The 23,013-nt window shown below is 65.7% G+C and carries 21 protein-coding genes; 14 read left to right on the top strand and 7 right to left on the bottom strand.

Annotated elements, in window-relative coordinates; translation table 11 throughout:
- Positions 1-166: 166 nt before the first annotated feature.
- Positions 167-1,261, top strand: coding sequence for an amidohydrolase family protein (locus WN73_RS42755; protein ID WP_028174746.1), 1,095 nt, complete (start codon positions 167-169; stop codon positions 1,259-1,261).
- A 147-nt stretch (positions 1,262-1,408) separates the two neighbouring features.
- Positions 1,409-1,837: a hypothetical protein gene (locus tag WN73_RS42750; protein WP_028174745.1), complete on the top strand. Its 429-nt coding sequence runs from the start codon at positions 1,409-1,411 to the stop codon at positions 1,835-1,837.
- Between the two features lie 94 nt (positions 1,838-1,931).
- Here the strand turns inward: WN73_RS42750 and cax are convergent, their stop codons facing one another.
- Positions 1,932-3,032, bottom strand: coding sequence for a calcium/proton exchanger (cax, locus tag WN73_RS42745; protein ID WP_038965839.1), 1,101 nt, complete (start codon positions 3,030-3,032; stop codon positions 1,932-1,934).
- 344 nt (positions 3,033-3,376) lie between these two features.
- Positions 3,377-4,438 (bottom strand): isocitrate/isopropylmalate dehydrogenase family protein, encoded by a 1,062-nt coding sequence (locus WN73_RS42740; protein WP_028174743.1) that lies wholly within the window; start codon positions 4,436-4,438, stop codon positions 3,377-3,379.
- Between the two features lie 170 nt (positions 4,439-4,608).
- Here WN73_RS42740 and WN73_RS42735 point away from each other — a divergent pair, with 170 nt between their 5' ends.
- Positions 4,609-5,997 carry an MFS transporter gene (locus WN73_RS42735; RefSeq protein WP_028174742.1) on the top strand — a complete coding sequence of 463 codons (1,389 nt, stop codon included), beginning with the start codon at positions 4,609-4,611 and terminating at the stop codon, positions 5,995-5,997.
- Positions 5,998-6,002: 5 nt separating this feature from the next.
- On the opposite strand, the gene WN73_RS42730 is transcribed toward WN73_RS42735, so the two are convergent.
- Entirely contained in the window at positions 6,003-7,622 is a 1,620-nt protein-coding gene (locus WN73_RS42730; protein WP_028174741.1) for a B12-binding domain-containing radical SAM protein, read from the bottom strand.
- 178 nt (positions 7,623-7,800) lie between these two features.
- Complete coding sequence (locus WN73_RS42725; RefSeq protein WP_231166665.1) at positions 7,801-8,211, bottom strand: hypothetical protein; 411 nt, start codon at positions 8,209-8,211, stop codon at positions 7,801-7,803.
- Between the two features lie 49 nt (positions 8,212-8,260).
- Between WN73_RS42725 and WN73_RS42720 the strand changes: the two genes are divergently transcribed.
- From WN73_RS42720 to WN73_RS42675, 10 genes are all read left to right on the top strand, one after another.
- On the top strand, positions 8,261-8,710 hold the full coding sequence (locus WN73_RS42720) for a (2Fe-2S)-binding protein (RefSeq protein ID WP_028174739.1): 450 nt from the start codon (positions 8,261-8,263) through the stop codon (positions 8,708-8,710).
- A gap of 11 nt (positions 8,711-8,721) precedes the next feature.
- Positions 8,722-10,908, top strand: a complete 2,187-nt coding sequence (locus WN73_RS42715) for a xanthine dehydrogenase family protein molybdopterin-binding subunit (RefSeq protein WP_028174738.1) — start codon at positions 8,722-8,724, stop codon at positions 10,906-10,908.
- Positions 10,909-11,033: 125 nt separating this feature from the next.
- Positions 11,034-12,305 carry an NAD(P)/FAD-dependent oxidoreductase gene (locus WN73_RS42710; RefSeq protein WP_028174737.1) on the top strand — a complete coding sequence of 424 codons (1,272 nt, stop codon included), beginning with the start codon at positions 11,034-11,036 and terminating at the stop codon, positions 12,303-12,305.
- A 235-nt stretch (positions 12,306-12,540) separates the two neighbouring features.
- Positions 12,541-12,942, top strand: coding sequence for a sulfur oxidation c-type cytochrome SoxX (gene soxX, locus WN73_RS42705; RefSeq protein ID WP_231166664.1), 402 nt, complete (start codon positions 12,541-12,543; stop codon positions 12,940-12,942).
- A gap of 8 nt (positions 12,943-12,950) precedes the next feature.
- Positions 12,951-13,418, top strand: a complete 468-nt coding sequence (locus WN73_RS42700; protein WP_028174735.1) for a SoxY-related AACIE arm protein — start codon at positions 12,951-12,953, stop codon at positions 13,416-13,418.
- A complete protein-coding gene (soxZ, locus tag WN73_RS42695; RefSeq protein ID WP_028174734.1) occupies positions 13,418-13,735 on the top strand; it encodes a thiosulfate oxidation carrier complex protein SoxZ in 318 nt (105 codons plus the stop codon). The genes WN73_RS42700 and soxZ overlap by 1 nt, the downstream gene beginning before the upstream one ends.
- Positions 13,732-14,511, top strand: coding sequence for a sulfur oxidation c-type cytochrome SoxA (gene soxA / locus WN73_RS42690; RefSeq protein ID WP_028174733.1), 780 nt, complete (start codon positions 13,732-13,734; stop codon positions 14,509-14,511). The genes soxZ and soxA overlap by 4 nt, the downstream gene beginning before the upstream one ends.
- Positions 14,512-14,570: 59 nt before the next feature.
- On the top strand, positions 14,571-15,920 hold the full coding sequence (locus WN73_RS42685; RefSeq protein ID WP_049832539.1) for an ABC transporter substrate-binding protein: 1,350 nt from the start codon (positions 14,571-14,573) through the stop codon (positions 15,918-15,920).
- Entirely contained in the window at positions 15,917-16,855 is a 939-nt protein-coding gene (locus WN73_RS42680) for a carbohydrate ABC transporter permease (protein ID WP_028174731.1), read from the top strand. The genes WN73_RS42685 and WN73_RS42680 overlap by 4 nt, the downstream gene beginning before the upstream one ends.
- A complete protein-coding gene (locus WN73_RS42675) occupies positions 16,852-17,676 on the top strand; it encodes a carbohydrate ABC transporter permease (RefSeq protein ID WP_028174730.1) in 825 nt (274 codons plus the stop codon). Before WN73_RS42680 ends, WN73_RS42675 begins: the two co-directional genes overlap by 4 nt.
- A 42-nt stretch (positions 17,677-17,718) precedes the next feature.
- On the opposite strand, the gene WN73_RS42670 is transcribed toward WN73_RS42675, so the two are convergent.
- Positions 17,719-19,152 (bottom strand): hypothetical protein, encoded by a 1,434-nt coding sequence (locus WN73_RS42670; protein ID WP_231166663.1) that lies wholly within the window; start codon positions 19,150-19,152, stop codon positions 17,719-17,721.
- A 290-nt stretch (positions 19,153-19,442) separates the two neighbouring features.
- On the opposite strand from WN73_RS42670, the gene WN73_RS42665 reads away from it, so the two are divergent.
- Positions 19,443-20,453: a helix-turn-helix domain-containing protein gene (locus WN73_RS42665; protein WP_028174728.1), complete on the top strand. Its 1,011-nt coding sequence runs from the start codon at positions 19,443-19,445 to the stop codon at positions 20,451-20,453.
- A 78-nt stretch (positions 20,454-20,531) separates the two neighbouring features.
- On the opposite strand, the gene WN73_RS42660 is transcribed toward WN73_RS42665, so the two are convergent.
- Both WN73_RS42660 and WN73_RS42655 read right to left on the bottom strand, forming a co-directional pair.
- Positions 20,532-22,199 (bottom strand): hypothetical protein, encoded by a 1,668-nt coding sequence (locus tag WN73_RS42660; protein WP_028174727.1) that lies wholly within the window; start codon positions 22,197-22,199, stop codon positions 20,532-20,534.
- Between the two features lie 10 nt (positions 22,200-22,209).
- Positions 22,210-22,911, bottom strand: coding sequence for a cysteine hydrolase family protein (locus WN73_RS42655; RefSeq protein ID WP_028174726.1), 702 nt, complete (start codon positions 22,909-22,911; stop codon positions 22,210-22,212).
- Positions 22,912-23,013: the final 102 nt, after the last annotated feature.

The raw sequence follows: 23,013 nt of genomic DNA, 5'->3' as shown, positions 1-23,013 counted from the left end.
GTGACGATAGACATCGCTCAGCGACGAAAAATGGGCACATTCCAATCCCCAACAATCACCGCCCATGTTGCAGCCGCACCGCGGATTGCAGATGGGCGAAACCTCCTGCCTATGGAAGCACCACAGGCCCCCCGTCCATGCCAATTCGTAACAGGAGACCCGCAACATGCTCATTTGGGATCGGAAATCGGGAGGGCATCAGCGCTGCTCTACCTGTTGCGGCCCGTCCTGGTCGCGGCGCGGCTTTCTCGCGGGAGTGGGTGCGCTCGGCCTTGCCTCGGCCATCCCGGCCGTTGCGGTGCGCGGACAGACCAGGCCGGCGCTGATCGATACCCACCTTCATTTCTATCCGCCCGAATACCAGAAGCTTTGGCTTGGCTACGAGGACGCCCGCAAGCAGCCGCACTTTCCCGGTCAGGTTGCCTGGACCCGCGAGAAGCTCGTCGAGGACATGGACCGCAATGGCATACGCACGGGCATCCTGTCGGTCGCCTCCACGCCAGGGGTGTGGTTCGACCTCGGGCCGGCGGAAGCTGGCCGGCTCGCGCGCACCTGCAACGAGTACGCGGCGGACATGATGCGCGACCATCCGGGCCGTTTCGGCCTGTTCGCAACCTTGTCGATGCTGGATGTCGATGCCACGCTCAAGGAGATCGAATATGCGCTCGACACGCTGAAGGCGGACGGGATCGGGCTGCAAAGCAGCTACGGCGACAAATGGCTCGGCAATGCCGCCTACAGGCCGGTGTTCGAAGAGCTGAACCGTCGCAAGGCGGTCGTTTATGTGCATCCGCTGGTCGCCAGTTGCTGCAGCGCGCTCAGCGTCGGCACGTTTCCCGCGGTGATCGAAGTCCCGCACGACACCACACGTACGGTGACGAGCCTTCTGCTCAGCGGTGCATTTGCCCGCCACCGCGACATCAAATGGCTGTTCTCGCACGCCGGCGGCACGATTCCGATGATGGCCGGGCGCATCAATTCGTTCTATGGGGCGCGGCCCGACCTCAAGGAGTTTGCGCCGGAGGGGATCGAAGGCGAGCTAGCCCGGCTTCACTACGACACCGCGAATGCAACGTTCGCGCCGTCCATGGCCGCGCTGCTCAAGCTCGTACCCGCCTCCCAGATCACCTACGGCACCGACTATCCGTATTTCGGCCTTGGCCAGTTCGCGCAGTTGCAGAAGCTTGGCCTTTCGACTGAGGATCTCGATGCGATTGGCCATGAGAACGCGATTCGTCTCGTTCCGCGGTTGCAGGCCTAGAGCATCGGGCAGCGTCTCCTGACGGCGCGGCGGTGCCGCGACCCCGACGCTTGATCTAGATCAAGCCCGCCACGGCAACGCCACGCCGGAATCAATTGTCGATGGTGGCGCAGAAAGCGCCGCCCGTAGCCAAGGAGATGATCGATCATGACCTCCTCGAAGTCTTTGCGCACCCTCATTCTCGCCGGAGCCGGCGCCCTGCTGCCCGCTATGGGTGTCCAGGCCGGGCCGATCCCGACGCATCTGGCGACGATGAAATCGATGGTCGATCAGAACACCACTGAAGTGCGATGGGTCGGCGGCTGGCGTGGCGGCTATGGCTATCGCGGCGTCGGGTGGGGCTACCGCGGCGGCTGGGGCTATCGCGGCTACGGTTATCGCGGACTCGGCTATGGCGTTGCCGGCGCCGTCGTCGGCGGCGCGATTGCGCGGAGCGCCTATTATGGCAGCTATGGCGGTTATCCCGCCTACGGCTACAGCTACCCGCCCGCGTCCTATTACGGTTATGGCGGCGGCTATGGCTACGGCTATGGCGACGACAATTGCCTGCCCTCCGGCAGCTACTGGGCCTATTAGCGAAAACGCATTCGCCGTTCCGGAGGATGGCTTGCCGCGGGCCGCCATTTCCCGGACGAGCTAGTTCACCCTCGTGCCGACGGGCAACAGCACCTCATCCCTCGCCCGCCGGCGGGACAACATACAGGGTCAGCGCGAACACTGCATAGATGAAGATCATCAGCGCGCCGACGAACCATGCCGAGCGTCCGCTGGCCGTGATGAACGCCGACGTGACCGTGGCGATCATCACCATGGTGACGGCGCCCGGCCAGAACTGCAGGTTCATCGGCGTCGGCCCCACGACGTAGCTGAGCAGCACCAGCGCGGGGGCGACGAACAGCGCGATCTGCGAGGCGCTGCCGAGCGCGATGCTGACGACCATGTCGAGCCGGTCCTTGCGCGCCGCGCCGAACGCCACCGCAAATTCGGCGGCAGCGCCGACCAGCGAAACGATGATGAAGCCGACAAAGGCCGGGCTCATCCCGAAGGTTTCCGCCGCCTTCTGCACCGATTCCACGAAGATTTCGCTGACCAGCGCGACCAGCACCGTGACGACCAGCAGCGTGCCGACGGCGATGCCGATCGGCCAGTGCGCCTCCTTGTCGTCGCCATGATCGGCGCTTGCGAACAATTCCTTGTGCGTCCCGAGCGAGAACAACAGGCCGAGCGCGTAAGCGATGATCAGCAGGACTGAAATGCCGACGCTGAGCTTGTTCAAGATGCCTCCGCCCTGCGGCAGGTGCTCGAGATCGGCGACCGCCGAAGGCGCAAGCAGGGCGACGGTTGCCATCAGCAACAGGCCAGACGAGAGCCGCGCGCCGGCACGGTTGTACTCCTGCACGTGGTAGCGCAGGCCGCCGAGCAGCAGGCAGGCCCCTAACATGAACACCGCGTTGGTCACGATCGCGCCCGCAATCGAGGCCTTTACCAGCATGTACTGGCCTGCACGCAGCGCCGTGATGGCGATGATCAGCTCCGTCAGATTGCCGAGCGTTGCATTGAGCAGTCCGCCCACGGCATCGCCGGTCTTCGCGGCGACCGCTTCGGTGGCGTGGCTGAGCAGCGCCGCCAGCGGCACGATCGCAAGCACCGCCAGCACGAAGAGGAGCGTGTGGGAATGCGGGGCAGCCGCCTCGGCCAGCAGCACGATGGGCACGAAGACCAGCATCCAGAGCAAGGGCGTATTCCGGATTTCCCTGAGCAGGGTTTGCATGTCGGCCGCCCTTTCCATGGATGCGCTGATGGAAGGGTCTGGCGGGCCTGCGAGGCGAGTATTGATCTGCCTCAACGTGCGCCGGAGGAGACGCGCCGCCGTGCGGTCTGAGGCCCACATTGCGCGTGACGAGAACGCGCCATGGCCCAGTCCCCGATCGCCGCCAGCATCGCATCCTGCCAGTGTTTTGCCCGACGGGTCAACGCGATCGCAGCTGCGGATGTCGCCGCGACGCATCGCGAAAATCCCTTATCGATCAAGGGGTGTTCTACTGTGCATGGGGTTGTTTTTCGACTTTTTTTGTTTCGCCCAAAAAAGAGCCGGAAAGCACGCGCCGAAGCACCTCAAGCCCCCTGCAAGATCTCCGCAATCGCCGCCCCCGCCGCGATCGTGCCGAGCCTGCCGCCGACATCGCGCGTTGCCCTGCCCTCGCCGATCGCCTTTGCCACCGCCGTCTCGATCGCACGCGCGGCCTCCTCGTAGCGCACCGCGCCGCTCCTCTCGCCATGCCAGGCCAGCAGCAGCGCGGTCGACAGGATCAGCGAGACCGGATTGGCGACGTCCTGCCCGGCGATGTCAGGCGCCGAGCCGTGTGCCGCCTGCGCCATGGCATAGCGGTCGCCGACATTGAGCGAGCCGCCGAGGCCGAGACTGCCGGACAGCTCGGCCGTGAGATCGGACAGGATGTCGCCGAACATGTTGGTGGCGACGATGACGTCGAAGCGATCGGGGTTGCGCACGACATGCGCCATCATGGCGTCGACCAGGATGTCGTCGACTTCGAGGCCGGCATAGCCCTTCGCCGCCGCGCGACAGATGTCCAGGAACATCCCGTCGCCGATCTTGAGCACATTGGCCTTGTGCACGATCGTGAGGTGCCTGCGCCGCTTCATCGCGAGACGGCAGGCGGCGTGCGCGATGCGCTCGCAGCACGCCCGCGTGATCCGGCGCAGCGAGATCGCGACGTCAGGCGTGACCAGCATCTCGCCATTGCCCTGCTCCATGTTGCGATCGGCGTAGAAGCCTTCGGTGTTCTCGCGCACCACGACGAGGTCGAAATCGCCGAGGCGGCCTGGCCGCCCGGCATAGGTGCGCGCCGGCCTGACATTGGCGTAGAGGTCGAGGTTCTTGCGGAAGTGCCTGGACGGATTGATCTCGCCATGCGCCTCATCCTTGAAGTCGAAGGTCGCGGTCGGCCCCAGGATCAGGCCGTCGGCGCCGCGGACGATGTCGAGCAGCTCGGGCCGCACCGTCGTGCCGAACTGCTTCAGGCTCGCGTGCCCGACCGCGTGCTCCTCCAGCCGCAGATTGAGCTGGAAGCGCTCCGAGGCCGCGCGCAGCACACCCGATGTCGCGGTCGTGATCTCCGGTCCGATGCCGTCACCGGGCAGAACGATGAGTTGCATGACGTTTCCCCAAAATTGCAGCGCCGGCGCGATCATACGCCAGAGCCCGGCGGCATCGCCTCACCTTCGCGCATACACAGCATGCAAGCATATGCCTGTGGAAGCGGCCTTCGGCGTAGTACATGCCAAAAGTCCGCATAGCCACGCCGCCGGAGCAACGCGCTAACGCAATGACGATCACGTTACCTGCCGCCGCGCGCGAGCCCGACCATCCCATCGCCGACGGCTTGCCGGCCGCGCAGCGGCGCTGGGCGATCGCCGCCATCTTCACCGCTCTGGCGATGGCCTCGCTCGACACCGCGATCGCCAACATCGCGCTGCCCGCCATTGCCGCCGACCTGCATGTCAGTCCGGAGCAGTCGGTCTGGGTCGTCAACGTCTACCAGATCGCGCTGGTGGCAACGCTCTTGCCGCTCGGCGCGCTCGGCGAGATCGTCGGGCACCAGCGCATCTATCTCGGTGGCCTGATCCTGTTCACCATCGCCTCGCTGTTCTGCGCGGTCGCGTGGTCGCTGGACAGCCTGCTGGTCGCGCGCACGCTGCAAGGCCTGGGGGCCAGCGGCATCATGAGCGTCAACACGGCACTGGTGCGCTTCGTCTATCCCGGAAGGATGCTGGGCCGCGGCTTCGGCCACAACGCGCTGGTGGTCGCGACCGCCTTCACCTTCGGGCCGTCGATCGCCTCCGCGATCCTCGCGCTCGGCCCCTGGCCGTGGCTGTTTGCCGTCAACATTCCCTTCGGCCTCGTTGCGATTGGCATCGGCTTTGCGATGCTGCCGAAGACGCCGAGGGCCGATCACGGTTTTGATTTTCTCGGCGCGATCCTGGCGTCGGCCTGCCTTGGCCTGTTCATCACGGGCATCGGCAGCGCCGCGCACAATCTGTCGCCGGTTGTCGTGGGCATCGAGCTGGTCACCGCCATCGCCCTCGGCTTCATCCTGATGCGCCGCCACGCCGATCATCCCGCGCCGATGCTGCCGATCGATTTGTTCAGCCGGCCGATGTTCGCGCTGTCGGCGGCAACGGCGGTGTGCTCCTTCGCGGTGCAGGGCCTCGCCTTCGTCTCGCTGCCGTTCTATTTCGAGGACGTGCTGGGACGCTCGCAGGTCGAGACCGGCTTCTTCATGACACCGTGGCCGCTGGTGGTCGGCATCATGGCGCCGATCGCGGGGCGCCTGTCCGACCGGCATGCGGTCGGGCTGCTCGGCGGCATCGGCCTCGTGCTGCTCGGCCTCGGCATGGCGCTGCTCGCCATGCTGCCGGCCAACCCCGCCATCGCCGACATCATCTGGCGGATGGTGATCTGCGGCATGGGGTTCGGCTTCTTCCAGGCGCCGAACATGAAGGCGGTGATGTCGAGCGCGCCGCCGCATCGCAGCGGCAGCGCCTCCGGCATCGTCGCCACCGCGCGCCTGACCGGACAGACGACAGGGGCCGCGCTCGCGGCGCTCTGCTTCGCCATCGCCGGCCACGACGGCGCGACCGTCGCGCTGGCGCTCGGCGCGGGCTTTGCCGCGCTCGGCAGCGTGATGAGCTTCCTGCGGCTGGCGGTAAAGTAAGGCCCTCAGGCCAGGTGCCGCGCCACCGTCACGTCGACCGTTGCCGCCGGGATGACCGTCTCGTCGTCGAGCGCGGCGAGGCGCGTGTCGATGGCGGCGATGACCTTGCGCGAGAACGGCCCGAGATGCGCATAGGCCGCGATCATCTGCACCGCGATCCGCGCCGATGACGTGTCGCGCTTGGCGCAGTTCATGAAGGTCTGCCAGAGCGGCCCGCGCGCTTCGGGGATCGCCGTGACCACGCGGTGCACGGTCTCCATCGCGCCGAGCTTGGCACGGATATCGCCCTCCGCAAGCGCGTGGCGCTGCCGCGAACGGTCGAGCAGCGTCATCAAGCGGTCGATGCGTCCGGCATAGGCAGCCGGGCTGTAGATGCGCTCCAGCACCCGCTTGTAATCCATCAGGATGTCGCGCAGCGGGCGCACCGGATCGAAGTTGATCCCATCCGTGCACTGATCGGCGCCGATGGTCGGCGCCAGATCGTGGCCCGGGTGCAGCCGGCCTTCGCGCTCCAGGCGGCGCGTCAGCTGCGTGTTCGGCAAGGCATAGAGCAGGCCGACCATGCTGACGGGGATCGCCGCCTCCTCGATGAATTCGATCATGGCCTCCGCCATCGAGACCTTCTCATTGTCGAAGCCGACGATGAAGCCCGCGGTGACGAGAATGCCGGCGGCGTAGATCTTGTGGATGCTCTCGGCGATGTTGCGCCGCGTGTTCTGCTTCTTCCGCATCGCGACCAGCGTCGCCGGATCCGGACTTTCGATGCCGACGAAGATGCCGAAGAAATTGGCCGCCCCCATTTGCTCCAGCAGTTCCGGATCGTCGGCGAGGTTGATCGAGGCTTCGGTGGAGAATTCGAACGGATAGCCGTGGGCGCGCTGCCATTCGGCGAGCTGCGGGAGGAACAGCCGCAGCGACTTCTTGTTGCCGATGAAATTGTCGTCGACGAAGTCGAGATGGCCGCGGTAGCCCATCTGGTAGAGCGTCTCGAGCTCGACGAACATCTGCTCGGCCGTCTTGGTTCGCGGCACGCGACCGTAGAGCTCGATGATGTCGCAGAACTCGCAGGTGAACGGGCAGCCGCGCGAATACTGCACACCGATATAGAGATAATCTTCGAATTTGAGCAGGTCGAACCGCGGCACCGGCGTCCTGGTGACATCGGCCTGGAATTTCGGCGCAGTGAAGACGCCGGAGCGCGCACCGCCCTCCCAGGCCGCGATGAATTCGTCGATGACACTCTCGGCCTCGCCGAGCACCCGGAAGTCGGCCCTCTCATAGATGTGGGGGCTCGAGGTCGGATCGGGGCCGCCGACGACCACCGGCTTGCCCGCAGCGCGGCATAGCTCGATCAGGCGCAGCGTGTCGGCCTGCTGCGGCAGCATTCCGCCGGTGAAGACGACGTCGGCCCAGGCGAGATCCTCGTCACCCAGGGGCGACGTGTTGCAGTCGATGAGGCGCACCGTCCAGTCGGCAGGCAGCATCGCGGCAACGGTTATCAGGCCGAGGGGAGCTGCGGGTCGCTTCACGCCCATCAGCTTGCAGGATTCGCCAAAACTCCAGAACGACTCCGCGGTGAACAGCGGGTAGAGCATCAACACGTTGCAGGGGCTCGGCACGTCCATGGAACTCCTCTGGCTTCGACTCAGTGTACCAGAGCGACCTCGTCTTGCATCCCGGCAAAAGGGGACAAACTGTCGCCGCAATGCAGCGGTGATCGGGCCTGGAACCGGCGTTCACGGCCGGGCGTCGCCCCAAGCCGCGGATTGGCGCCTGGAACCCGGCCCGCGGCGAAGCGAGCAATCAGCAGCGTTCGCTCGCAAGCAGCTTCCGCCTGCTCGCCAGGACATCGCTGCACCAGGCGAAGAACGCGCCGAGAAACTCGCGGCCGGGCGCGTCAGTGCGGGCATGCTGCCCAACGTCTCGAAGCCCTTCTCCATCCGCGAGGCATTGCGCGCCAGCAGGGCGCGGATGTCGCTGCGGACCGGACTGGGATAGAGCTCGTCTTTTGCTGATGATCCGGATCGCATTCTCGTTTGCGACACCAAACGCCCTCAGCTTGTGACGGGCCATTTCATGAACGATCGCCTCCGCGGTCGCGAGCGGGCAATTGACTGCAACACCGAACACCCAACAATCTTCCCGGCGCCCCCCGATCTCTTTGACGGCCACCCCGCGGACTGTTGATTTGAACAGTTCCAATTTGCCGGACACATTGCGCCCCTGAGTCCAATCGGTGGATTGGACCAATCAGGGGACTGCGATGGCAAACCTTACAATCAACGGAAAATCCCTCACACTCGACGTCGAGCCGGATACGCCGCTGCTTTGGGCGATCCGCGAGAATGCCGGGCTGACCGGCACCAAATATGGCTGCGGCATTGCACAATGCGGCGCCTGCACGGTTCACATCGACGGCATCGCGACCCGCGCCTGCGGCGTTTCGGTCGCCGAGGCCGAAGGCAAGAAGATCACCACGATCGAGGGGCTGGCGTCCGGCAGCACGCTGCACAAGGTGCAGGAAGCCTGGATCGCCAAGGACGTTCCGCAATGCGGCTATTGCCAGAGTGGCATGATCATGGCGGTGGCAGCGCTGCTGAACGAGAAGCCGAAGCCGACCGACGCCGACATCGATGAGGCCATCACCAATATCTGCCGCTGCGGCACCTTCCAGCAGGTGCGCGAAGCGATCCACACGATCGCCAGCGCGTAAGGAACCGCCCCATGAACAAGCACGTCTCTCCCAAGATGAACCGCCGTGCCTTCGTCATCGGCACCGCCGCGGTCGGCGCAGGCCTCGCAATTGGCCTCGATATCCCCTTCGGCGGTCCCGCCGTGGTGCGCGCAGCCGACGGCTCGCCCGAAATCGGCGCCTGGGTCGTGGTCAGGCCCGACGACACCGTCGTGATCCGCATCGCCCGCTCCGAGATGGGCCAGGGCTCGCTCACCGGCCTCGCCCAACTCGTCGCCGAGGAACTCGAATGCGACTGGTCGAAGGTCTCGACCGAATATCCGACACCCGGCCAGAGCGTCGCCCGCAAGCGCGTCTGGGGCGATTTCTCGACCGGTGGCAGCCGCGGCATCCGCTCTTCGCAGGACTATGTCCGCAAGGGCGGCGCCACCGCGCGCGTGATGCTGATCCAGGCCGCCGCCGATTCGTGGAAAGTGCCGGCGTCGGAATGCACCGCCGCGAAGAGCGTCATCACCCATACGCCGTCGGGCAGGACCACAACCTACGGCAAGGTCGCCGAGGCTGCGGCCAAGCTGACGCCGCCGGCCGACGTCAAGCTGAAAGATCCGAAGGACTGGAAGCTGATCGGCAAGGGCGTGCTGCGCCTCGACACCGCCGACAAGACCACCGGCACGATGGTCTACGGCATCGACGTCAAGCTGCCGGGCATGCTGAACGCCGCGATCAAGGACTGCCCGGTGTTCGGCGGCAAGCTGAAGAGCTATGACGAGGCCAAGATCGCCGGCATGAAAGGCGTCAAGAAGGTCGTCAAGGTCGGCGATACCGCGGTCGCGGTCGTTGCCGACACCTGGTGGCACGCCAAGACCGCGCTGGAAGCGCTGCCGATCGTCTGGGACGAAGGCGACAACGCCAAGGTCTCCAGCGAGTCGATTGCGAAGTGGCTGGCGGAAGGCCTCGACAACGGGCAGCCGGCCTATGTCGGCAACAAGAACGGCGACGCCAAGGCGGCGATTGCCGGCGCCGTCAAGAAGGTCGAGGCCGTCTACAACTACCCTTACCAGAACCACGCCACGATGGAGCCGATGAACGCCACGGCGCTCTACACCGCGGACAAATGCGAGGTCTGGTGCGGCACGCAGAACGGCGAGGCAGCCTTCGCGGCGGTGCTGGAGGCCTCCGGCCTGCCGGCAGAGAAGTGCGACGTGCACAAGGTAATGCCTGGCGGCGGCTTCGGCCGGCGCGGCCAGACCGACTACGTCCGCCAGGCGGTCATGATCGCCAAGCAGATGCCGGGCACGCCGGTCAAGCTGTTGTGGTCGCGCGAAGAGGACATGGCGCACGGCAGGTATCACCCGATCACCCAGTGCAAGATGACCGGCGCGTTCGACGCCGACAACAACCTGGTCGCGCTGCACTACCGCCTGTCGGGACAGTCGATCCTGTTCTCGCTTCGCCCCGAAGCGCTCCAGAACGGAATGGACCCGGCCGCGTTCCAGGGTGTCGCCCAATCCGGCGAGGCCGCATTCGGCTATTCGGTGCCGAACCTGCTGATCGAGCATGCGATGCGCAATCCGCACGTTCCGCCCGGCTTCTGGCGCGGCGTCAACGTCAATCACAACGCGATCTACATGGAATGCTTCATGGACGAGCTGGCCCATGCCGCAGGCCAGGACCCGCTCGAGTTCCGCCGCAAGCTGATGGGCAATCACCCCAAGCATCTGGCGGTGCTCAATGCCGTGGCCGAGAAGATCGGCTGGACCACGCCGGCGCCGCAAGGCGTCTATCGCGGCATCGCGCAGGTGATGGGCTATGGCAGCTACGTCGCCGGCGCCGCCGAGATCTCGGTGACCGACGGCAACAAGATCAAGGTGCACCGCATCGTCGCCTCCACCGACCCCGGCTACGTCGTCAATCCGGCGCAGGTGGAACGGCAGATCGCGGGCTCCTTCGTCTATGGCCTGTCCGCGCTGTTCTACGGCGGCTGCACCGTCAAGGACGGCAAGATCGAGCAAACCAACTTCGACACCTACAACTCGATGCGCATCAACGAGATGCCGAAGGTGGAATCGGTGATGGTGCCGAGCGGCGGATTCTGGGGCGGTGTCGGTGAGCCGACCATCGGTGTTGCCGCACCGGCCGTGCTCAACGCGTACTTCGCCGCGACCGGCAAGCGCATCCGTTCCGTTCCGCTGCGCGACCAGAACATCACTTTCGCCTAGAGCATGATCCGGACCCGAAGGGCCGCGTTAGCGCAAAGAGCGAAGCGGTTTTCCGAGAAGATCACGCTCAAGCAACAACTCGCGGCGGCCACGACGGCCGCCGCGGCATTTTCCGGATGAGACCCATGAATGCGCCGGTGACACGGCGGAATACCGTCCTCGGCATCACCGCCGCGGCCACATCGTACGCAGTACCTTCAATCCTGCGCGCGCAATCGGCGGGCCGCGTCGTCGTGGTCGGCGGCGGCTTTGGCGGCGCGGCCTGTGCCCGCGCGCTCAAACGCGCCGACGCCAAATTGCAGGTGACGCTGATCGAGCCGAACAAGGTCTTCACATCCTGCCCGTTCAGCAACGAGGTGATCGCAGGCCTGCGCGAGATCGAGGCGCAGCAGCTCGGCTATGACAAGCTTGTCGCCGAAGGCATCACCGTCGTTGCCCAGGCGGCAACAACCGTCGATCCCGAAAGGCGCAGCGTCACGACGACCGACGGCGCCACGCTCACTTACGACCGCCTCGTGCTCTCGCCCGGCATCGACTTCCATGTCGAAGCCCTGCCCGGCTACGACGAGGCGGCGTCGGAAAAGATGCCGCACGCCTGGAAGGCCGGCGCACAGACGCTGCTGTTGCGCCGGCAGTTGGAGGCGATGGAAGACGGTGGCACGGTCGCCATCGCAATCCCGGCCAATCCATCGCGCTGTCCGCCGGCGCCTTACGAGCGCGCCAGCCTGATCGGGCATTACCTGAAGACGAAGAAGCCGCGCTCGAAGGTGCTGGTCCTCGATGCCAAGGACAATTTCTCGCAGCAGCGGCTGTTCGAGCGGGCCTGGAAGGAGCTCTATGGCGACATGATCGAACGCATCGCGCTGTCGCAGGGCGGCCGCGTGACCTCCGTTGACGCTTCGACGAAGACCATCATCACCGAGTTCGGCAACTACACCCCCGACGTCGCCAACGTCATCCCGCCGCAACGCGCCGGCCACCTCGCCCAGATTGCGGGCGCAGCGGATGCGACCGGCTGGTGCCCGATCGATCCTGTAACTTTCGAGTCGAAGCTCGTCCCGAACATCCACGTCATCGGCGATGCCTGCCTCGGCGGCGGCATTCCCAAATCGGCGTCGGCCGCAAGCGCGCAAGGCAAGGCCTGCGCCGCCGCGATCGTCAACCTGCTCGCAGGCCGCGCCCCGGAGACGCCGCGGCTCACCGGTGTCTGCTACACCACCGTCGCACCCGGTTACGGCTTTTCGCTCGCCGGCAACTACCAGCCCAGAGGCGATATCTTTGCCGAGGTCGAGGGCGGCGCGACCAGCCCGGTCGATGCCCCGCGCGAGCTGCGCGCCCGCGAGGCTGACGAGGCCGCGCGCTGGTTTCAAACCATCACGGCAGACACCTTTGGCTAGGGCAATGATGGGACGAGCCTGCCGCCACGAGCACGACGCGCTCCCTCCCCCGCGTGCGGGGGAGGGCTGGGGAGAGGGTGTCTCCGCCCGCGAGACCCCCCAAGAGGAAAGAGCCCTCACCCGCCGCTACGCGGCGACCTCTCCCGCAAGCGGGAGAGGTAAGAGGAGTTCGCGGCGGCCTCAGTCATTCAATCCAAGATCTGCGATTGCGGTATTCATCGTAGCGAGCCTTGCCTTGGCCTTGCCCACCCAAGCGGACGAGCTCGCGCCTTACACAATCGTCGGCGACGGCATTCCGGCTTCGCTCACCGCTACGCCCGGCGATGCCGCGCGCGGACGCGCGCTGGTGCTCGCGCGCACGACGACCTGCATCCTCTGCCATTCCGGCCCGTTTCCGGAAACGCGGTTCCAGGGCGACCTCGCGCCGGATCTCTCCGGCGCCGGGAACCGGTGGTCGGTGAGCCAGTTGCGGCTTCGTCTGGTCGATGCGTCGCGCTTCAACGCGGAGACCATCATGCCGTCCTATTATCGCAATGATGGCCTCGTCCGGGTCGGGCGCAATTTCGCCGGCAAACCGATATTGTCGGCCGCGGAGATCGAGGACATCGTCGCCTACCTTGCAACGCTTCGGGACTAGGACTGCTCATGCCAACCACGCGACGACAATTCCTGAGCCTTGCCGGAGGCATCACCGCCGCCGGAACGATCCCGATCGTCACGCTGCGGCCGCTGGAGGCGACGCCCGCGATGCTCAACACGGCGATCCGCAACGTCGTCGGTGAGGCCCCGATTCGCACCGGCAGGGTGAAGCTCGACATTCCGCCGCTGGTCGAGAACGGCAACACCGTGCCGATGACCGTGAGCGTCGCAAGCCCGATGACGCCTGATGACTACGTCAAGAGCATCCACGTCTTCAACGAGAAGAACCCGCAGCCGAACATCGGCAATTTCCATCTCGGCCCGTGGGCCGGCCGAGCCCAGGTTTCGACGCGGATCCGGCTCGCCGACACCCAGAAGGTGGTCGCGATCGCGCGTCTCTCCGATGACAGCTTCTGGCAGGTCGCCGCCGACATCGTCGTGACGCTGGCCGCCTGCACCGAGGAGCTGAACTGATGGCCGCGCTGATCAACGTTCCGGCAAAGGCCAAGCGCGGCGACGTCATCGAAATCCGCACGCTGACCTCGCACATCATGGAAACCGGCTTCCGCCACACCGCGGACGGCAAGCTGGTGCCGCGCGACATCATCACGAGCTTCGCCTGCCGCTACAACGGCACGGAGATCTTTCGCGCCGATCTGTTTCCGGCGATCGCCGCGAACCCCTACCTTTCGTTCTTCACGGTCGCGAAAGAGAGCGGCAAGTTCGAGTTCGAATGGACCGGCGACAACGGCTATTCGTCCACCGCCTCGGCATCGATCACGGTCGAATGAAATTTTGGCGCGCGATAGCGGTGGCGACATTGCTGGCCGCGGCTCCTGCCCTGCTTGCCGGCGAGATTGCGCCCGAGGCGCGCCGCTCCGGCTACGCTTTCATGGGGCCGGACACGCGCGCCATGCAGGATGACGACACCGCCAATCCGGGCATGCTGTTCGTGCTCGATGGCGAGGCGCTCTGGACGAAGAAGACCGGCAGCGCGGAGAAGGCCTGTGCGGATTGCCACGGCGATGCGCGGGGCAGCATGAAGGGCGTCGCGGCGCGCTATCCCGCTTTCGAGAAGGCGGTGGGCCGTCCCATCACACTCGATCAACGCATCAATCTCTGCCGCGCCAATCATCAGCAGGCAACGCCGCTCCCCTACGAGAGCCGCGACCTGCTGGCGCTGTCCGCCTTCGTCGCCCACCAGTCGCGCGGCGTCGCGATCACGGCCGGCGACGACCCGCAACTCAAGCAATTCGTCGAACAGGGCCGCGACCTCTTCATGCAGCGCGAGGGCCAGCTCAACCTCGCCTGCACCAATTGCCACGACGACAACTTTGACAGGCATCTGGCGGGCGCTCCGATCACGCAAGCGCAGCCGACCGGCTATCCGCTGTATCGGCTGGAATGGCAGACGCTGGGGTCGCTGGAGCGGCGTCTGCGCAGCTGCATGTCCGGCGTGCGCGCCCAGGCCTACGACTACGGCGCCCCAGAGCTCGTCGCGCTCGAGCTCTATTTGATGTCGCGGGCGCGCGGCCTGCCGATGGAAACACCGGCCGTGCGGCCCTGATTCCTTCGAATTAGGACTAGGCAGGCGTGGCACGGTCGCTAGTATCCCTCCCAAAGACGATGAGTCACAGGGAGGACTTTGAAGTGGTCGACTACAGAATCTCGCGCCGTACGCTCTTGACCGGCACGGCAGCGGCTGGCGCGCTCAGCCTGACCGGATTGCCGGCGCGCGCCGAGGTCAACTGGAAGAAATATGCCGGGACCAAGCTGGAGGTGATCCTCGCCAAGGGTCCGCGCGGCGACAACCTGCAAAAGAACATCAAGGAGTTCACCGAACTCACCGGCATCCAGGTCGAAGCCGAGCAGATCCCCGAGCAGCAGCAGCGCCAGAAGGTCGTGATCGAGTTCACCTCGGGCCGGCCCAGCTTCGACGTCGTCCATCTCAGCTATCACGTGCAGAAGCGGCAGTTCGAGAAGGCCGGCTGGCTCGCCGACATGACGCCTTTCATGAAGGACCCGTCACTGACCGCGCCCGATCTCGTCGAGAGCGATTTTTCCGCCGCGGGCCTGCAATATGCCAAGAACGACAAGGGGCAGATGCTGTCGCTGCCGTGGTCGGTGGACTATTTCATCCTCTACTACAACAAGGAGCTATTCCAGAAGAAGGGCGTGGCCGTCCCGAAGACCCTCGACGAGATGGTCGCTGCCGCCGAGAAGCTCACCGATCCCAAGGAAGGCACCTACGGCTTCGTCGGGCGGGGCTTGCGCAACGCCAACATGGCATTGTGGACCAACTTCTTCCTCAACTATGGCGGCGAATTCCTCGACGACAAGCGCAACATCCTGACCGACGGTCCGGAGGCGATCGCGGCAACGAAGCTCTACCAGACGCTGCTGACGAAGTCCGCCCCGCCCGGCGTCGCCGGCTTCAACTGGATGGAGTCGATGGCCTCGTTCACGCAAGGACGCTCGGCGATGTGGATCGACGGCGTCGGCTGGGCGCCGCCGCTGGAGGATCCGGCCGCCTCGCGCGTCGTCGGCAAGGTTGGCTACACTGTCGTGCCCGCCGGACCCAAGGGGCATTATTCGTCCACTTACGGCGACGGCATCGGCATTGCGGCGGCGAGCAAGAACAAGGAAGCCGCCTACCTGCTCTGCCAGTGGGTGGTCTCGAAGCAGCAGGGCGCGCGCCTGCTCCAGGCCGGCGGCGGCGTCCCGTTCCGCAGCTCGATCCTGAACGATCCCGAGATCCAGAAGGGCGTGAAGATGCCGCCGGAGTGGCTGCAATCGGTGATCGAGTCCGGCAAGATCAGCAAGCTCGGCCTGCCCGTGGTCGTCCCCGTCGCCGAATTCCGCGATATCGTCGGCGCGGCGCTCACCGCGACGCTGTCCGGGGCAGATCCCGCCGCCGAGCTGAAGAAGGCCAACGACCAGTTTCGGCCGATCCTGGAGCGTAGCGAAAAGGCGTGAGTGCGTTGACACAAGCTGATCCGGCCGCGGCACGGTCCGATGCCGCGCCGGAGAAAGAGTTGCGCCCGCCGTCCTACTGGCCGTTCGTGGTGCCGGCGCTGGTCGTCGTGCTCGCCATCATCATCTTCCCGTGGGTCTTCACCATCTGGATGAGCCTGAACGAGTGGAAGGTCGGCTCGCCGACCACCTTCGTCGGGCTCTCCAACTATCTGCGGCTGACCAGCGATCCGCGCTTCATCGAGGCGGTGGGCCACACCATGGTCTACACCGCGCTGTCGGTGCTGCTGCCGCTGGTGCTCGGCACCTTCGCAGCCGTGGTGTTCCACCAGAAATTCGCCGGCCGCGGCTTCCTGCGCGGCGTCTTCATCATGCCGATGATGGCGACGCCCGTCGCGATCGCGCTGGTCTGGACCATGATGTTCCACCCGCAGCTCGGCGTGCTGAACTACCTCTTGTCGCTGGTCGGGATACCGGCGCAGCTCTGGGTGTTTCATCCCGCGACCGTCATTCCCTCGCTGGTGCTGGTCGAGACCTGGCAATGGACGCCGCTCGTGATGCTGATCGTGCTCGGCGGCCTCGCCGCAATCCCGACCGAGCCATATGAGAGCGCGCAGATCGACGGCGCCAATCTCTGGCAGGTATTCCGCTTCATCACGCTGCCGCTGATCATGCCGTTTCTGTTCATCGCCGGCATGATCCGCATGATCGACGCGGTGAAGAGCTTCGACATCATCTTCGCGATCACGCAAGGCGGACCCGGCTCGGCGTCGGAGACGATCAACATCTACCTCTACAGCGTCGCCTTCACCTACTACGACCTCGGCTACGGCTCGGCGATCGCGGTGGTGTTCTTCCTGTTGATCGTCCTGCTTGCCGCGGTGATGCTGTATGCCCGCCAGCGCATGGTGTGGACCGAAATCGCGAGCGACGCATGACACCTCGTCAGATCATCGGCAAGATCGGCCTGTGGCTTTCGGTGTTCGTCATCGTGTCGCCGGCAATCCTGTTCTTCCTGTGGATGCTGTCGCTGTCGCTCAAATTCGAGATCGACAACGCCGCCTACCCGCCGGTGTTCTTCCCCGAGCATATCGCCTGGAAGAACTATGCCGACGTGCTGGCCTCCAACCGCTTCCTGACCTATTTCATCAACAGCCTGGTCGTCACCGGCAGTGCGACCGCGCTGGCGCTGATCGTCGGCGTCCCCGCCGGCTACGGCATCGCGCGCATGGCCGCGCACAAATCCGCGATCGTGATCCTGATCGCGCGCATCACGCCCGGCCTGTCCTACCTGATTCCGCTGTTCCTGCTATTCCAGTGGCTGGGATTGCTCGGCACGCTGGTGCCGCAGATCATCATCCACCTCGTCGTGACGGTGCCGATCGTGATCTGGATCATGATCGGCTATTTCGAGACCACGCCGCTCGAGCTGGAGGAAGCCGCCCTGATCGACGGCGCCACGCGCTGGCAGGTCTTTCGCCACGTCGCCCTGCCGATCGCCAAGCCGGGGATCGCGGTCGCCTTCATCCTCGCCGTCATCTTCTCCTGGAACAACTTCGTCTTCGGCATCGTGCTGGCCGGACGCGAGACACGCACCCTGCCCGTCGCAGTCTACAACATGATCTCGTTCGACCAGTTGAGCTGGGGGCCGCTCGCCGCCGCCGCGCTGATCGTCACCCTCCCGGTACTGCTGCTGACGGTGTTTGCGCAGCGGCAGATCGTGGCCGGGCTCACCGCGGGTGCAGTCAAGGGCGGGTGATCACCCGACGCCGCCCATCGTAAGACAACGATCGCGGTGGGCTCACCAGCCCACGCGCAGGCCCACGCGTCCGCCGGCGACCTTCTCGTCCGGCCCGTAGCCGATGCCGCCGTTGAACTGCATGTTCCGATTGAGGCGCAGCGCCGCATTGAACGCGAGACCGTTGGCCCGCTCGAAGGTCCCGTAGTTCATCGTCATGGCAAAGGTCTCGTCCGGCAGCAGCGTCGGCACACCGGCCATGGCAAAAGCCATGGCGACGCCGCTGGTCGCCTTGCTGGTCCGCGTGCTGAGGTCGTCGAGGCGGCCGTTGATACTGGCGAGCTGGGCATTGATGGCGCTGAGATCGCTCGTCGAGGCGATTCCGAGTGCACCGAGGCTGGTGGTCGCGAGATTGCCGGCGCCGTCGGACGTGACAAGCTGCGTCGCGCCGCTTTGCGCGGACTTGCTGGCCGACGAGGTGATGCCGGCCATGGTGTAGGTGTTGCCTGCCGTGCCGAACGCCTGCTGATTGGCGCGCGTCGCTGCGGCGCCGTTGCCGATCGCGGCGGAGTTGGCGAAGCCGGCGCTGGTGTTGTTGCCGACGGCGACGGCGTTGGCGCCTGCGACCGATACGGTGTTGCCGATCGCGATGCCGCCTGACCCGGCCACGGTCGCCGTGTTCGCCATCACCAGCGCATTGGGTGCGTTGACGGCGTTGCCGGTGCCGAACACCGAGGAGCCGGCCGCGCTCGCGGTGCCGGCCACGGTGTTATTGGAGCCGACCACGTTGACGACGTTGCCCCAGCCGGCCTGGCTGGCGCCGTTGATCGTGTTGTTGCCGCCCAGTGTGAAGCTGCGGTCGCCTCGGACGATCTGCACGGTGCCGAACGCACCGCTGTTGTCGCCGGAGATCGCGTTGCTCGCGCCGACCGCGGTGCTATTGGCGCCGTTCACGCCGATATTGTAACCGACGGCCGTGCCGTTGGTGCCGGCAGCATAGACGTTCGCGTTTGTACCCACTGCAAGCGCATTTTCGGCGTCCGCGCGACTGGAATTGCCCGCGGCCGTGCTGGCGTTGCCGCCTGCGACTGTCGCGTAGCCAAGAGCCGTGCTGCCGTCGCCACCCGCGCCTGCCCGATAGCCCACGGCCGTGGCGGTGTACCCGCTCGCGGAGCTTTGGTAGCCAAATGCCGAGCTCAGGGCGCCGGTGGCCGCGCTGGCGCTGCCAGCCGCTGTGCTAAAGAAGCCGCTTGCGATGCTTCGATAACCCAGCGCTGTGCTGAGGCCACCAGAGGCCAGACTGCCGGCGCCAAAGGCCGCGGCCTCGGGACCGGCAGAGCTCGATTCGCCGAATGCGGAGCCACCCGTGGTCGCGGATGAATTGGTGCCGCAAGCCACGCTTTCTATCGAGCTCGCGCTCGCACCGGCCGCACTGTTGCTGGCATTGACGCAAACGAACTGCGCCTGCGCCGACGACGCATCCAGCAGGACAGCCAAGGGGGCAAGCACCGCGGCGGTGCAAATTCCGAGCAAGGACTGCCTGCAGGCACGCCGCGGCGTCCCCCTCGCGACAACCCGATCCTCGTCCGGCCCCACCGCAACCGTCATCCCCCGCATGTCCATCACCTTACCTTCACGTCATTGCAAATTGTCCGGGCCGCGAAGCACGCACGTCTGGCCCGCGCGCAATAATATGAATATTCATGTCCGGAGACTGCGGTTCGACGGTGCGGAAACTTGCCTGATCGTCCCAATTTGCAGACCAACTGCCGAGGGAGCGGCCTGGCATGACGAAAATTCCGTATCTGCGCTTCGACACCGCGGAGCTGCCTGTCGCCGAGCGGCTCGACCGCTACCGCGCGATTCTCACGCACTACGACGTGTCGGTCCCCGCGGGCACGGACCGGGACGACTTCGAGGTCCTGGCCGAGGCCTGGCTGCTCGGTGGCCTGGTCGCCGCGTCCACCCGGATGGCGCCGGTGCGCTTCACCCGTTCCGCCGCACTGGCCAAGGCCGATGGCCGCAATTCATTCGCGCTGCTGCTGCTCAGGCGCGGCGCCTGGAGCGGCGAAGTCGACGGCGAACCGATCTCGGCCGGTCCCGGCCAGGTGCTGGTGCTCGATCTGACCCGGCCCTTCGACGGCATCGCCACCGCGACCGACACCATCAGCCTCGACGTCGAGCGCGATCCGATCGTCAGTGCCGCGCCCGATGGCCTCGACCTACATGGCCTCGTCCTTGACGGCGCCGCCGCCCGCGTTCTCGCCGATCATATGGCGCTGTTGCGGCGCAGGCTTCCGGCGATGGAGGAGAACGATGCGCTCGATGCGGTCCGGACGACGCTCGATCTGCTGCGCGGATGCTTCGGCGTGGCCGCCCGGCCGCGCGAGCAGGGGCTTGCCCGGCGTGACATCGCCATCCTTCACCGCGCCAGCCGCTTCATCGACCAGAATCTGGGCCGCAACGACCTGTCGGTGGCAACCATCTGCCGCGAGATCGGCGTGTCGCGCTCGGTGCTCTATCGCGTCTTCGCGCCGCTCGCGGGCGTCGCCGACTACATTCGCGGGCGGCGGCTCGAAGCGATCCATGTGCTGCTTGATGACGCCGATGAAGATCGCTGGAATGCCGAGATCGCCGCCGCGTTCGGCTTCGTGAGCCAGGCTCATTTCAGCCGCAGCTTCCGGCAGCACTTCGGCTACTCGCCGCGCATAGCGCGCGACACCCGCCTGCAGGACCTTGCAGCGGCGGTGGAAGCCGGCCCGGAGCTATTCCGCGAATGGATTGGCCGGCTCGGCTGAGTCGGCCCGGCGTAGAGGGCCAGAAAGAAAGCGGCCGGGCGACTCATCGTCGTCCGGCCGCGAGATAGCTTCGCTTCCCTACTCCGCCGGCGCGGCGTGCATCTCCGGATGCGCGGCATAGTGCTCGGTGGTGCCCAGCTTGCTTGCCGCGAACAGGCCGGCCGCCATCACCGCATAGGCGAACGCAACGGCGGGCGTGACGCCGAAGCCGCCGCCGATGCCGACGGCTTCGCCGTGCATGAAGCCGAAATAGGTGAGCACCGCGCCGACCAGCGCAAAGGCCGAGGCCTTCTCGAAGTCGCGCTCGATGATGAAGACACCGATCGCGCCCAGGATGAGGCCGCCGAGGATGGAGCCGCCGCCCATCACCTCCAGCCCGTGATAGAACACGCCCTGCTGCGGTAGCGCGGCGATCGCCGCGGCCTTGACCGCATCGGCCTTGTCGGCGGCGAGCCCGCCGACCGAGGTCGCCGCCATCATGGTCGAGCCCAGCATGGTGTCGATCTGGAGCTTGGCCCAGGCGGCGAGATGCGGCGTCAGTGCCAGCACGATCGCGGGCGCATGCTTGACCGGCGTGGTCTGGAACGCCTGCGCACCGATGAGCATGCCGATGTAAAGCAGGATCGGCGAGATCGCGACGACAGGCACGAGCGCCAGCAGCACCGAGATGATGCCGAACCAGGCCAGCACGACCACCATGATGCCGGTCGCAGCCGAGTAGCCGATGCGGCCGCCCATCGCCTTCCAGCCGGGATGACCGATATAGACGGCGTTGATGAAGGGATTGCCCATCAGGCAGCCGATCAGGCTGACGACGCCGTCGGCAGTGAGCACGCGCGTGGTCGGATATTCGTCGCCGGCGGCTTCCGCGCTCTCGACATTGTCCATGGCCTCGACGAGGTCATAGATACCGAACGGAATGGCGGTGACGAGGATGATGCCGAGGAATTCGAAGCCGGAGAAGACGTAGACCACCGCCGGGATCGGCACCGAGAAGCCGAAATTGGCGAACGCGGCGCCGACGCCCGCGATGCTCAATCCGCCGAGGCCAAGACCGAAGAGGTTCGAGCCCCAGGCGATGATCATGCCGGCCGCGATGGCGACGAGACCCGCCGGGATGCCGCGCCAGTATTTCACCCCGCCGAACCAGCTCACCAGAATGATGGCGAAGCAGACGAGACCGATCTGCGGCGTCATGTACATCTCGAGCGCCGGGCGCATCGAGATGAAGGTGACGGAGACGCCGGCGAGCGTGCCGAGCAGCGCCGCGCGCGGCGTGATTCTTCGAATGAACGGCGCGATGAAGCCGCCGATCATGAGAATAAAACTCTGGAAGAACACCCAGACGAGGCCGGCCGACCAGCCCTTGAGCGGATCGCCGGTCTTGATCGTGATCGGCAGCATGATCACGAAGGTGACGATGAACATGTGCGGCACGCTGACGCCCGAGGGCAGCGCGCAGACATCGGTGCGGCCGGTCCTCTGCGCGAGGCGGTAGGCGAGGTAGGCGTAATAGAATGTCGACAGGCACATCATCAGCCCGAGTGCGGGCAGGATGCGGCCGAACACGAGGCTATCGGGCATCTTCAGCACGAAGCGCAAGAGGCCCGTGAGAACCAGCATGTTGACGAGGATGTTGGTGCCGAAGCCGAAAAACGCGTTCCAGTCGCCCGATGTCCATAGCGCCGGCTTGAACCCGGACGTGTTCAGATCAGATTTGCCGGCCGTCCCCGTCATTGTGCTCATGGTGATGCCCCTAAGCTGATGTGGAAATCTTCATCGCCTCCAGTACTGCGGCTGAGTCCGCGACCCAGCCGAAGATGCCGCCCTGGGCCTTGATCATCTTCAGGCCCATCTCGTGAAACTCGGGAAAGTAGGATGCGCAGCCGTCCGAGATCACGACGCAGCGATAGCCGCGGTCATTGGCCTCGCGCACCGTGGTGTTGACGCACACTTCGGTGGTGACGCCGCACACCAGCAGATTTTCGATGCCGTATTTCTCCAGCACGTCGGTGAGCTCGGTGGCGTAGAACGCGCCCTTGCCCGGCTTGTCGATCACGACTTCGCTGTCGAGCGGATAGAGCTCGGGGATGATGTCATGGCCGGCCTCGCCGCGAATGAGAATGCGCCCCATCGGGCCGGGATCACCGATGCGAAGGCTCGGCGCGCCGCGCTCGATTTTCGCCGGCGGCGCGTCGGAGAGATCGGGCAGATGGCCCTCGCGCGTGTGGATCACCAGCATGCCGGTGTCGCGCGCCGCCTTCAGCATCGCGCCGATCGGCTTCACCGCACGCGCAAGCTGGCTGACGTCATTGCCGAGCGTCTCGCCGAAGCCGCCCGGCTCCATGAAATCGCGCTGCATGTCGATGATGAGAAGCGCGGTGGCGGGCCAGTCGAGCCTGATCGGCTCGGGCTCGGCGCTGATGACGCCCAGTGTCGGCTTGGTCGAGCTCAACATGAGTCAAGGCCCCCGCGAGAACTCTCTTTGCCAGCAGTTCTGCAAACGCCGTGCCATTGTGTACAATTGCGGTGGGACACAGGCCGCGAGAGAATTTGCTGC

The sequence above is a fragment of the Bradyrhizobium sp. CCBAU 45394 genome, from assembly GCF_028128655.1.
GTDB classification, from domain to species: Bacteria; Pseudomonadota; Alphaproteobacteria; order Rhizobiales; family Xanthobacteraceae; genus Bradyrhizobium; species Bradyrhizobium diazoefficiens.
Note: the sequence above shows the minus strand (reverse complement) of the source record. Positions and strands in the feature narration are given on the sequence as shown.

Excerpts from the sequence above, each read along its gene's own strand:
- soxA (WP_028174733.1), top strand. The coding sequence starts at position 13,732 with ATGAAATTTTGGCGCGCGATAGCGGTGGCGACATTGCTGGCCGCGGCT.
- WN73_RS42735 (WP_028174742.1), top strand. The coding sequence starts at position 4,609 with ATGACGATCACGTTACCTGCCGCCGCGCGCGAGCCCGACCATCCCATC.
- WN73_RS42715 (WP_028174738.1), top strand. The coding sequence starts at position 8,722 with ATGAACAAGCACGTCTCTCCCAAGATGAACCGCCGTGCCTTCGTCATC.
- WN73_RS42720 (WP_028174739.1), top strand. The coding sequence starts at position 8,261 with ATGGCAAACCTTACAATCAACGGAAAATCCCTCACACTCGACGTCGAG.
- WN73_RS42655 (WP_028174726.1), bottom strand. The coding sequence starts at position 22,911 with ATGTTGAGCTCGACCAAGCCGACACTGGGCGTCATCAGCGCCGAGCCC.
- WN73_RS42700 (WP_028174735.1), top strand. The coding sequence starts at position 12,951 with ATGCCAACCACGCGACGACAATTCCTGAGCCTTGCCGGAGGCATCACC.
- WN73_RS42685 (WP_049832539.1), top strand. The coding sequence starts at position 14,571 with ATGAGTCACAGGGAGGACTTTGAAGTGGTCGACTACAGAATCTCGCGC.
- WN73_RS42730 (WP_028174741.1), bottom strand. The coding sequence starts at position 7,622 with ATGGACGTGCCGAGCCCCTGCAACGTGTTGATGCTCTACCCGCTGTTC.
- WN73_RS42755 (WP_028174746.1), top strand. The coding sequence starts at position 167 with ATGCTCATTTGGGATCGGAAATCGGGAGGGCATCAGCGCTGCTCTACC.
- WN73_RS42675 (WP_028174730.1), top strand. The coding sequence starts at position 16,852 with ATGACACCTCGTCAGATCATCGGCAAGATCGGCCTGTGGCTTTCGGTG.
- soxZ (WP_028174734.1), top strand. The coding sequence starts at position 13,418 with ATGGCCGCGCTGATCAACGTTCCGGCAAAGGCCAAGCGCGGCGACGTC.
- WN73_RS42710 (WP_028174737.1), top strand. The coding sequence starts at position 11,034 with ATGAATGCGCCGGTGACACGGCGGAATACCGTCCTCGGCATCACCGCC.
- WN73_RS42660 (WP_028174727.1), bottom strand. The coding sequence starts at position 22,199 with ATGAGCACAATGACGGGGACGGCCGGCAAATCTGATCTGAACACGTCC.
- WN73_RS42740 (WP_028174743.1), bottom strand. The coding sequence starts at position 4,438 with ATGCAACTCATCGTTCTGCCCGGTGACGGCATCGGACCGGAGATCACG.
- WN73_RS42750 (WP_028174745.1), top strand. The coding sequence starts at position 1,409 with ATGACCTCCTCGAAGTCTTTGCGCACCCTCATTCTCGCCGGAGCCGGC.
- cax (WP_038965839.1), bottom strand. The coding sequence starts at position 3,032 with ATGCAAACCCTGCTCAGGGAAATCCGGAATACGCCCTTGCTCTGGATG.
- WN73_RS42665 (WP_028174728.1), top strand. The coding sequence starts at position 19,443 with ATGACGAAAATTCCGTATCTGCGCTTCGACACCGCGGAGCTGCCTGTC.